Raw genomic sequence first — 10175 nt, forward strand, 5'->3', positions numbered from 1 at the left:
CGGGGGTGCGCAACGGCCTCACGCTCTCCATCACCGGCGCGGTCGTCGGCGAATTCGTGATGGGTGGCGACGGACTGGGGCAGCTGCTGTCGGTGCAGCGCCAGGAGGCCGACACCATCGGACTGTTCTCGACGCTCGTCATGCTCGGCCTTCTCGCCGCCGTCTCGTACGGAGTGGTCCGCCTGGTCGAGCGGCTCGTTCAGCGCGACTGACAACTTTCACCCAAGAGGAGAAGTACGTGCGTTTCGTGCAGACGTCCATGAGGCGTGCCCACAGACATCGGGTCACGGGCGCGGCCGCCCTCGCCTCGGTGGTGGTACTGGCCACTTTGACCTCATGCGCCGAGGAGCCGGAGAACGCGGGGGTCAAGGGCGGCGCAAGCATCACCGTGGGGCTGACCTACACCCCCAACATCCAGTTCTCGCCGTTCTATGTGGCGGCCGAAAAGGGGTACTACAAGGACGCCGGACTCAATGTGACACTGCGCCACCACGGCGCGGCCGAAGATCTCTTCGGGGCCCTCACATCGGGCAAGGAAGATGTGATCTACGCGGGCGGCGACGAGATGCTTCAGGCGCGCGCCAAGAATGTGCCCGTCGTGGACATCGCCACCTTTTACCAGAAATACCCGGTGGGGCTGATCGTACCCAAGGAATCGAAGATCCGGACCCCCGCCGACCTCAAGGGCCGGAAGATCGGCACCCCCGGTGCCTTCGGCGAGACCTATTTCGGTTTGCTGGCGCTTCTGAAGGAGGGCGGCCTTTCCACCAAGGACGCCAAGGTACAGAACATCGGCTTCACCCAGCAGGCGGCCCTCACCGGAAACAAGGTCGAGGGGGTGATGGGCTATCTGAACAATGACGCCGTCTCGTTCAAGGAGGCGGGCAAGGAGGTCCGGTCGATAACCCTCAACTCGGGCTCGGCGGGGGATCAGCTGGTCGGTGTGGGTCTCGGCGCCAAGAAGAAGACGCTCGACAAGCGCGGCGACGACATCAAGAAGTTCGTCGACGCGTCTTTGCGCGGATTGCGCTATGCGATCGACCACCAGGACGAGGCCATCGATCTCAGCGAGAAGTACGTACCGGGGCTGCGCGGCGAGAAGCAGCGGAACAACGCCCGCGCGGTGCTCAAGGCCACGGCGCCGCTGATGAAGAACGATCAGGGCGAACTGGGCGCGATCGACCCGCAGACCTGGACCCGGATGGCCGACTTCATGTACGACCAGGGGCTCCTGGAGAAGAGCGTCACGCCTGAGGATGCCTACGACACGTCGTATCTGCCCAAGTCGTAGCCCGGTTCGGCGGGTGGTCAGGTGCCCGTCGTCCGGCTGTGCAGCGCGGCGGCCACCGTGAACGCGGCCGCCGCGCCCAGTGCGAGGGCCAGCCAGCTGCCCGTGGCCGAGGCGTTGGCCACGACGAACAGCCCGATCGGTGGGCCGGAGGCGGTGCCCAGGTTCCAGGCCAGCGACGCCAGGGCGCTCGCCCGGCCCACCGCCGCCTCGCCCGACCAGCGCAGCAGCAGCGGATAGAAGGCGGAGGAGTACATCAGCTCGCCCGCCGCGAAGATCACCGCGAAGGCGAGCAGCAGTCCGTACCGCACGGCGGCCGGGGCCGCCTCCCCGGCCAGCGCCGCGCCCAGACCGCAGCTGAACGCCGCGGTCCACAGCACCGGACCGGCCGCCAGGCTCACGGTCTCCGGCAGCCGTTCCAGCCGGCGGCGCAGCAGCGGCTGCAGGGCGATCAGGGCGAAGGAGTTGGCCGCCACCACCGCGCTGACCCAGCCCAGCGTGACCGCCATACGGTCGTGCATCAGCAGCGGTACGGTCGCCTCGATCTGGGTGAAGCCGACGATCGCGAAGAGCGCCTGGGCCAGGATCAGCAGCGCCATCGGACGGGCCCGCAGCAGGGTCCGATAGGTCGGCCCGCCCCCGGACTTCTCCGCGGACTCGGATGCCTCCGCGGCCCCGGGTCGTTCCTCCGGCCCGGGTCGGGCCCGGGGCCGTACGCCCAGGATCACCGCGATCAGCGGCAGCGCCGCCAGCCCGTTGGCCAGGTACAGCCAGCGCAGCGCCCCCACCGGGGTGGCCGCGCCGTGCAGCGCGAGCCCGGCCGCGACCGAACCCAGCCCGATCCCGGCGTTGTTGACGATGTGCCGGATGGCGAAGGCCGAGCGGCGTCCGCTCTCGGGGACGGCGGTGTCCACGATGCCCACGATCGAGGCGTAGAAGAGCCCGAAGCCCGCACCGACGCACACCCCCGAGGCGAGCACCGGCGCCACCGAACCGGCCGGCGCCAGCAGGGCGTACCCGACCGCGAGCGCCGCGCCGCCCAGCGCGCCCACCCGGTGCGGGCTGCCCCGGTCGGCCAGCGGTCCGCCGGCCAGGGCGGCGGCGAAGCTGGCCGCGGCCATCGCGATGAAGTAGCCGCCCGCCGCCCGGCCGCCGAGCCCCAGCAACTGGCTGATGTAGATCGAGGTGAACGGGAAGCACAGCCCGTTGCCCAGGCTGGAGAGCAGCAGCGCGCCCATGAGCAGGCCGAAGCGGCGCCCCAGGGGCGTACGGGGCGCCGTGGCGCGTATGGCCGTCACGAGGTGAGCGCGGCGCGCACCTTGAGCAGCTCCTCGACCCTGCGGAACTCGTACGGGGCCGGGAGGGAGAGCACCACATGGACCGCCCCGGCCTCGGCGAACCCCTCGACCAGCGGCAGCTGGTCCGGGTTGACCATCACCGTACGGGCCACCGCGCCGGGGTCCCGGCCGACCCGTTCGCACCACTCGTCCAGCACGCCGCCCAGCTCGCGGAACTCGGCGACCGGGTCCTCGGAGGCCCAGCCGTACCAGTTCCACCAGTCGGCCTCGCGGGCCACCAGCTCCAGGGTCCGCCGCCGCCCGGCGCCGCCGATCAGCAGCGGAAGCGGGCCCGCCGGGCCGGGGTTGAGCTTGGCCAGCCGCTCCTTGACGGCGGTGACGGATGCGGCGAAGGCGTCCATGCGCCCGGCCGGTCCGGGGAAGGGCAGCCCGTACTCGGTGTGCTCGGCCTCGAACCAGCCCGCGCCCAGCCCCAGCACCAGCCGCCCGCCGCTGAGCTGGTCGACGGTGCGGGCCATGTCCGCCAGCAGATGCGGATTGCGGAACGCGGTGCAGCTCACCAGCGGCCCGATGGTGGCCCGCCGGGTCTCGACCGCCATCGCGGACAGCAGCGACCAGCATTCGTAGTGGCGCCCGGCGGGGTCGCCGGTGTGCGGCAGGAAGTGGTCCCAGGTCCACAGCGAGTCGACCCCGATGGCGTCGGCCTCCCGCCACGCGGTGCGCAGCTCGGCGATTCCGGTGTGCTGGGGGTGGAGTTGGACGCCTACGCGCAGGGACACGGAGGGGAATCCTTTCTCTTGGCGGTTCGAGTCTCTAAACGGTTCGTCCGGGCGCGCCCGCCGTGGGGGCGGCTACGGCGTGACGACCACGCGGTAGACGGGCGTCTCCGCGGCCTGCTTGAGCGCCTTCTCGACCTCGTCCAGCGAGTAGCGCGCCGTGACCAGCGTCTCCAGCCGCCCGGACAGCTGCCCGCCGCGCAGCAGTTCGGCGGCGGCGCGCCAGTCGTCCGGCTCATGGCTGAAGGAGCCGGTGACGGTCAGCTGGCGGCGGTGCACCTCATAGCCGGGGAGCTCGGCGGGCGGGCCGCCGGGGCCGCCGCCGTAGAGGACGATGGTGCCGCCGTCGGCGACCGCGGCGAGTGCCGAGGCGATGGCCTCCTTGGACGCGATGGTCACGAAGACCACGTCCGCCGGGGGCAGCTGGCCGACCTCTTCGGGCGTGACGGCCGCGTCGGCGCCCGCCGCCGCGATGGCGGCCAGCCGCTGCTCGTCCCGTTCGACCACCGCGACGCCGCGGGCCTGGAGACGCGCGGCGACGGCGAGGTGGAGATGGCCCATGTAGCCGGCGCCGATGACGGTGACCCGGTCCCCGGCGCGGAAGCCGCCGCGGCGCAGCGAGTGGACCACACAGGCCAGCGGCTCGCCCATGGCGGCCACGGCGGGGTCGGCGTCGCCGACCGACCACACCCGGGAGGCGGGCAGGGCGATGTACTCGGCGAGCCCCGCGCCCATGGTGATCGCGCCGTCCTCCCGCTTGTGCCCCTGGAGCGCGACACAGATGGCGGTCTGGCCGCGTCGGCAGCTGCGGCAGGCGCCGCAGCGCGGCAGCCCGTCGAGGGCGACGAGGGAGCCGACGGCGGGCATGTCCTCCAGCGCGGCGGCCTTGGCGCCGATCCGCTCGACCCAGCCGGATATCTCATGTCCGGCGGCGGCGGGGTAGACCGTCATCCGCCCCGCGTAGAGATTGGCCTCCATGGTGCAGATGCCGCAGGCCGCGATGCGTACCAGCACCTCGGAGTCACCGATGTCGGGGACAGGTATCTCTCTGGTCTCCACCTGGCCTGCCGCCGTGATGACAGCTGTACGCATGTGAACTGCCTTCCGGATTACGGATGTTGTGCCGGGAGGCTATGCCGGGGCGGCGGGGGTGGCAAGGAAGAACGATCACATGCTGGATCGCGCTCCGGAAGATGTCCTGCGGAAGCCCCACCAGATGATCAGGGCCCCGGCCGCGGCGGCTGCCGCGCCGACGACGGAGGCCACGTGCATGGCGTGGACGAACCCCTCGTCGGCGATGTTCGACAGCCGGGGCAGCCGCATCTTCGCGCCGAGCAGCCGGGTGGCCTCGGGCGACTCCGCGGCGCCGTCGGCGGCACGGGACGGCAGTCCGCTGAGGCGCGGGGTGACCCGGTCGCGGTAGACGCTGACCAGGACCGAGCCGAGGACCGCCACCCCGAGGACGCCGCCGATCTGCCGCAGCGAGTTGTTGACGGCGGAGCCCGCGCCGGTCCGGTCGGCGGGGAGGATCGCCATGATGGCCTCGGTGGTGGGGGCGACGGCCGCGCCCATGCCCAGGCCCTGGAGGATGAGGAAGACCCAGAACAGCGGCAGTCCGCTGTGCTCGTCGAGGAACACGTACGCGACGAAGCCGGTGGTGGCGATCAGCATGGCCGCGGTGACGACCGGGCGCACCCCGTAGGCCCGTACCAGCCTGGCCGAGAGCGGGGCGCCCAGCAGCACGCCGAGGGCGACCGGGGCGATGGAAAGACCGCACTCCAGCGGGGTCTGGCCGTGGACGCCCTGGAGATAGAAGCTGGTGTAGTACATCGAGCCGTTGAGGCCGAAGAACGTGAGCATGACGGCGACGCTGGCGCCGGTGAAGCGGATGTCGCGGAAGAGCCGGACGTCGAAGCTGGGGTTGGCGACGCGCAGTTCGACGAGGACGAAGACCGCGACCAGCAGCACACCCCCGGCCAGCGAGCCGACGATGGCCGGGTCGGTCCAGTCGTTGCGGTGGCCGCCCTCGATGACGCCCCAGACGATGGCGAAGAGCCCGGCGGTGGAGAGCACCACGCCCAGCGGGTCGAACTTCTGCCGCACCCGGGTGACCACACCGGGCAGGAATACGAACGATCCGGCCACGCACGCCACCACGATCGGCACGTTCACCAGGAAGACCGAACCCCACCAGAAGTGGTCGAGCAGCGCTCCGCTGAGCATCGGCCCGGTGGCGATCGCGATTCCACTGGAACCCGACCAGATGGCGATGGCGGTGGCCCGGTGCCGCTCGTCGAAGACCTGGGCGATCAGGGCGAGGGTCGCGGGCATGATCAGGGCGCTGCCGATGCCCATCGCGCCGCGGGCCAGGATGAGTTCGGTGGCCGAGCCGGAGTAGGCGGCCCAGGCGGAGGCCGCGCCGAAGAGCACCATGCCGGTGAGCAGTAAGCGGCGGTGGCCGTAGCGGTCGGCGAGCACCCCGCCGGTGAACAGCAGCACCGCGAAGACCAGGGTGTAGGAGCTGATGCTCCACTGGAGCTGATTGGGGCTGGCGCCGAGCCCCTCGGTGGGGTCGGCCAGGGTCTTGAGGGCGACGTTCAGCACGGTGTTGTCCAGCCACACCGCGAGTTGGGACAGGACGAGCACCGAAAGCGCGAGCCATTGGCGACCGGTGGGGGAGTGTGAAGGACCGGCCTGGGTGGCATCGGTGGTCGCGGTGTTCTGTGCAGCCATGGGGGCGGCGCCTTTCGGGACCCAAGGCATGGTGGGGGGTCCGCGTCGTATGGCAAGGGATGGCGTGCTGGCTCTAGAGGAAGTTACCAATCCGCCGAGCGGAGGCGCAGCCCCTTGCCGACACGGGGAGGTGTCGTGGCCGGAACGCGAGGGTATTTCCCGGCGGGAAGTGTCCCATAAGGAACGATCTTCCTTGCCGTGTGCCAGGGGGCTCGTTACTGTTCCCGGAAAGGGAACGGGGGTGTCCTTTGAGCCATTTCGGAATTCAACCAAATGGGCGAGTGCCTATTGACGGATTTGACGCGGAGGTGGGAACGGGGGGCGCGGTTCGAACGGAGCCGGACATGGGGTCGGACAACCTGGAGGAGACTCTGGGCCAGGCGTTACGCCTCCTGGAGTCCGCCGTGCACCACCACCGCCGCTCCGCGCTGGCCTCGGCGTCCGCCGAACTGCCGGTGGACGGGGAGGCCGTGGCCGGGTGGGTGGCGCGGCTGGTGCTGCGCGCCGAGCGGGATGTGATCTGGAGTCTGCCGGAGGTCACGGGCGAGGACCACGCCCGGCTCGTCGGGCAGACGCTCGCCCAGCTGGCGGGCAAGGGGGTCAGGACCCGGATGCTGTGCCCGCCGGCGGTCATCCGGGGCGCGGCGTGGCAGCGTTCGGTGGGCACCGTGGCGCGCCTCGAGGTGCGCGTCTTCGAAGGGGTGCGGCAGGAGCTGGTGGTCGTGGACGGCGCGGCGGTCATCGCGCCCGACGCCTCGCCGGGTGAGCCCGGCGGCTCCCGCGCCTCGATGATCCAGAACTCGACCGTGGCCGATATGCTGCACCAACTGCTGTGCGGCATGTGGGACACGGCCCAGCGCCCGATGCGGCCGCTGTCGTTCGAGGGCGGCGCGCGCGGCCGGGTGCTGCGCGAGGTGCTGACGCTGATGGCGGAGGGCTACAAGGACGACGCCGCGGCACGCAAACTCGGCCTTTCGGTGCGTACCTACCGTCGCTACGTGGCCGACATCATGCGGGACCTGCAGGTCGAATCGCGGTTCCAGGCCGGAGTGCGCGCCGTGCGCGCCGGGCTGATGGAGTCCGACCCCGAGTAGGGGTGGGCCGCACAACCGGGGCGGCAGCCGGGTTGTTGGCGGTTTGAACGTTATTGGCACGCTTCTGTCCGCCGACGACCTGGCAGCTTCCTGCAGATTCCATCTTCTGACCGCGGGGTAACCGGCTGTCATCTGCAGCTTTATGACACGCCGACTAGTCGAACGCTGGTGTTCATCGGGTGCGTGACAGCTAGTGGACTCTGGGGTTGTCCCCTCCCGGACCGGCGCCTAGCGTCAGCGGAAGCTTCGTCGCTTTGCCCATGCCCGAAAATGGAGGTGCGCGGTAATGACCGCCATCGTCGAAGAGCGTCGTGAAACCATCAAGGAAATCGTCACCGATATTCTTGAGATCGACCCCGGCGAGGTCACCGAGACCAGTCTCTTCAAAGAAGAGCATGACGCGGATTCACTGCGTGCCATTGAAATACTCGCGGCATTGGAGAAGACCTTCAACATTGTTATAGACCAGTCCGAACTCAGCCGGATGGTGAACCTCCGGGGCGTCTATGAGGTTGTCTCCGACGCGGCGGGCTGGTGACCGCCGGATCCTGGCGGACTCCTCGGAAGGCAGGGCGAAATGCGTGGTGAGCCGGGTCGTAGGGTCGTTGTCACCGGCCTCGGGGCGGTGTCCGGCATCGGCATCGGCGCGGCGGAATTCCTCGCCGGACTGCGCGCCGGGAAGAGCGCGGCGGGGCCCATCACCGCCTTCGACACGGAGGGCTTCGACCGTTCTACGGCGTGTGAGGTCAAGGATTTCGAGCCGGACCGGTGGATTCGAAATCTCGATGTGCGGACGCTGGGCCGGGCGAGCCGGTTCTCGGTCGCGGCGGCCCGTATGGCGGTGGCCGACGCCGGATTCCCCGAGCCGGAGAGCGCGCTGCGCGACATACCCTGTCTGATCTCCGTCGGCACGACCGACGGCGAGTCCAGGGACCTGGACCATCTGGTCGAGGAGGAAGTGGACCTGGGGCCCGAGCGGATGGATCCCACGGTCGCCCGGCGGGTGCCCGCCGGACGGCTGTCGAGCGCGATCGCCCAGGAGTTCGGCCTCACCCGCGCCGAGGCGGTCACCCTCCCCACCGCGTGCGCCGCCGGGAACTACGCGGTCGGCTACGGCTACGACGCCATCCGCGGCGGGGACGTGGACGTGGCGCTGTGCGGCGGGGCCGACGCGCTGTGCCGCAAGACCTTCACCGGCTTCTACCGCCTGGGCACCATCGCCCCCGAGCGCTGTCAGCCCTTCGACAAGGACCGCAAGGGCATCCTGACCGGCGAGGGCGCGGGCATCCTGGTGCTGGAGAGCCTGGAGTCGGCGCTGGCCCGCGGCGCCCGTATCTACGCCGAGGTACTCGGCTACGGCCTCAACTGCGACGCGGACCACCCCGTGGCCCCCAACCAGGACAGCGTGGTCCGCTGTATGCGGCTCGCCCTGGAGAACGCCCGTGTCAAGCCGGACGAGGTCGACTTCATCTCCGCCCACGGCACCGGCACCAAGGCCAACGACATCACCGAGGCCCGCGCCATCCGCCAGGTCTTCGGGGACACCGCCCCGCCGCGCACGGTCTCCATCAAGTCGATGATCGGCCACTCCATGGGCGCCGCGGGGGCCTTGGCCTCGATCGCCTGCTCCCTCGCGCTCACCGAGGGCTTCATCCCGCCGACCATCAACCATGAGCACACCGACCCCGAGTGCGGTCTGGACTGTGTGCCCAACCAGGCCGTGGCAGCGGACCTGAAGGTGGTCCAGAACAACGGGCTGGCCTTCGGCGGCAACAACGCCGTCGTCATCTTCGGCAAGGCCCGAGCGGACTGGTCATGAGTCAGCTGGTGACGGGCGCGGGCGCGGTGGCGAGCGTGGGCGAGGGCGTCGACGAGGTCTTCCGGGCCCTGTGCGCGGGCACCAGCGGAGTCGGCGAACTGCGCGGCTTCGACCGGGAGCGGTACCGGACCCGCCACGCCTACGAGATCGACGACCGCCCCGCGCCCGGCACCGACCTCCCCGGCCGGGCCACCGACTGGCTGCTGCGCGCGGTCGGCGAGGCCGCGGCCCAGGCGGGGCTCGGCGAGGACCTGAGCGAGGTGCCCGTCCTCATCGGCACCGGGCTGCGGGAGCTGCGTTCGGCCGAACTCGCCTGGCGCGACGGCACGCCCTTCGACATCGGCCGGCTGCACTTCGGCACCGCGCTGCGGACACGTTTCGGCGCGGTCCGCACCCACACCTTCTCAGGGGCCTGCTCGGCCTCCCTCTACGCGCTCGCGCTCGCCGCCGACCTGCTGACCACGGGGGCCGAGGACACCGTCGTGGTGGCGGGAGTCGACACCCTCACCGAGTCGATGTACGGGCTTCTGGACCGCGTCAACAGCGAACCCCCCGACCGCGTCCGGCCGTTCGACCGGGACCGCCGCGGGGTGCTGATGGGCGACGGCGCGGCCGCCGTGGTGCTGAGCCGGGAGGAGCCCGGCGCGGAGGCCCGCGCGCTCGGCCGGGTGCGCGCCGTCAGCATGAACTGCGACGCGAACCATGTGACCGCCCCCGACCCGCAGGGCATCGCGCGGGCGGTGCACGAGGCGCAGTGGCGGGCGGGCGTCAAACCGGGCGACATCGACCTGGTGCTGCTGCACGGGACCGGCACTCAGCTGAACGACGCCGCCGAGGCGGCCGCCATCGCCGAGGTCTTCGGCCGCGAGGTCAGCGGGCCCCTGATGACCGCCATAAAGTGCATGACCGGCCACACCTCGGGCGGCTCCGGGCTGCTCAGCCTCATTGTCGCGCTGGAGTCCCTGGCCTCCGGCCGGGTGCCGCCCACCCTGGGCCTGGCCGAACCGCTGCCCGAGGCCGAGGCGTTCCGCTTCGTCCGGGAGGAGGCCCGGGAGGGCGGGGATCTGCGGGTCGCGCAGATCGACGCGTTCGGCTTCGGCGGGGTCAACGCGGTCGCCATCGTCGAGAGGGCCGGCCGATGACGCATGGCCCCGGCGAAGTCGTCGT

9 protein-coding genes and 1 pseudogene are annotated in these 10175 nt (G+C 70.9%); 6 read left to right on the forward strand and 4 right to left on the reverse strand.

From position 1 onward, the window contains the following. Together GWI24_RS32735 and GWI24_RS32740 are read left to right on the forward strand one after the other, a co-directional pair. Positions 1 to 212 (forward strand): annotated as a pseudogene (locus GWI24_RS32735) (ABC transporter permease); the annotation flags it as partial. A 26-nt stretch (positions 213 to 238) separates the two neighbouring features. Beyond that, positions 239 to 1291, forward strand: a complete 1053-nt coding sequence (locus GWI24_RS32740; RefSeq protein WP_210949688.1) for an ABC transporter substrate-binding protein — start codon at positions 239 to 241, stop codon at positions 1289 to 1291. A 17-nt stretch (positions 1292 to 1308) separates the two neighbouring features. Here the strand turns inward: GWI24_RS32740 and GWI24_RS32745 are convergent, their stop codons facing one another. The 4 genes from GWI24_RS32745 to GWI24_RS32760 all read right to left on the reverse strand — a co-directional run bounded on the left by GWI24_RS32745 (position 1309) and on the right by GWI24_RS32760 (position 6095). Further along, positions 1309 to 2586 (reverse strand): MFS transporter, encoded by a 1278-nt coding sequence (locus GWI24_RS32745; protein ID WP_308344167.1) that lies wholly within the window; start codon positions 2584 to 2586, stop codon positions 1309 to 1311. Beyond that, complete coding sequence (locus tag GWI24_RS32750) at positions 2583 to 3365, reverse strand: LLM class F420-dependent oxidoreductase (RefSeq protein ID WP_210949689.1); 783 nt, start codon at positions 3363 to 3365, stop codon at positions 2583 to 2585. The genes GWI24_RS32745 and GWI24_RS32750 overlap by 4 nt, the downstream gene beginning before the upstream one ends. Before the next feature lie 72 nt (positions 3366 to 3437). Then, complete coding sequence (locus GWI24_RS32755; RefSeq protein ID WP_210949690.1) at positions 3438 to 4454, reverse strand: zinc-binding dehydrogenase; 1017 nt, start codon at positions 4452 to 4454, stop codon at positions 3438 to 3440. A gap of 75 nt (positions 4455 to 4529) precedes the next feature. Then, positions 4530 to 6095: an MFS transporter gene (locus GWI24_RS32760; protein WP_210949691.1), complete on the reverse strand. Its 1566-nt coding sequence runs from the start codon at positions 6093 to 6095 to the stop codon at positions 4530 to 4532. Positions 6096 to 6439: 344 nt separating this feature from the next. Between GWI24_RS32760 and GWI24_RS32765 the strand changes: the two genes are divergently transcribed. The 4 genes from GWI24_RS32765 (at position 6440) to GWI24_RS32780 (ending at position 10150) form a co-directional block, all read left to right on the forward strand. Next, the gene (locus GWI24_RS32765) at positions 6440 to 7189 is read left to right on the forward strand and encodes a helix-turn-helix transcriptional regulator (RefSeq protein WP_210949692.1); all 750 of its coding nucleotides are present in this window, start codon (positions 6440 to 6442) and stop codon (positions 7187 to 7189) included. Between the two features lie 286 nt (positions 7190 to 7475). Further along, a complete protein-coding gene (locus GWI24_RS32770; protein ID WP_210949693.1) occupies positions 7476 to 7727 on the forward strand; it encodes an acyl carrier protein in 252 nt (83 codons plus the stop codon). 39 nt (positions 7728 to 7766) lie between these two features. After that, a complete protein-coding gene (locus GWI24_RS32775) occupies positions 7767 to 9008 on the forward strand; it encodes a beta-ketoacyl synthase (RefSeq protein WP_210949694.1) in 1242 nt (413 codons plus the stop codon). Beyond that, positions 9005 to 10150 (forward strand): beta-ketoacyl synthase, encoded by a 1146-nt coding sequence (locus tag GWI24_RS32780; RefSeq protein WP_210949695.1) that lies wholly within the window; start codon positions 9005 to 9007, stop codon positions 10148 to 10150. Before GWI24_RS32775 ends, GWI24_RS32780 begins: the two co-directional genes overlap by 4 nt. Positions 10151 to 10175: the final 25 nt, after the last annotated feature.

Source organism: Streptomyces sp. MK37H (assembly GCF_018035285.1).
Classification (GTDB): Bacteria; Actinomycetota; Actinomycetes; order Streptomycetales; family Streptomycetaceae; genus Streptomyces; species Streptomyces endocoffeicus.

What these genes read in the sequence shown, in the direction of transcription:
- GWI24_RS32760 (WP_210949691.1), bottom strand. Translation starts at nt 6,095, where the DNA reads ATGGCTGCACAGAACACCGCGACCACCGATGCCACCCAGGCCGGTCCT.
- GWI24_RS32780 (WP_210949695.1), top strand. Translation starts at nt 9,005, where the DNA reads ATGAGTCAGCTGGTGACGGGCGCGGGCGCGGTGGCGAGCGTGGGCGAG.
- GWI24_RS32755 (WP_210949690.1), bottom strand. Translation starts at nt 4,454, where the DNA reads ATGCGTACAGCTGTCATCACGGCGGCAGGCCAGGTGGAGACCAGAGAG.
- GWI24_RS32775 (WP_210949694.1), top strand. Translation starts at nt 7,767, where the DNA reads ATGCGTGGTGAGCCGGGTCGTAGGGTCGTTGTCACCGGCCTCGGGGCG.
- GWI24_RS32765 (WP_210949692.1), top strand. Translation starts at nt 6,440, where the DNA reads ATGGGGTCGGACAACCTGGAGGAGACTCTGGGCCAGGCGTTACGCCTC.
- GWI24_RS32770 (WP_210949693.1), top strand. Translation starts at nt 7,476, where the DNA reads ATGACCGCCATCGTCGAAGAGCGTCGTGAAACCATCAAGGAAATCGTC.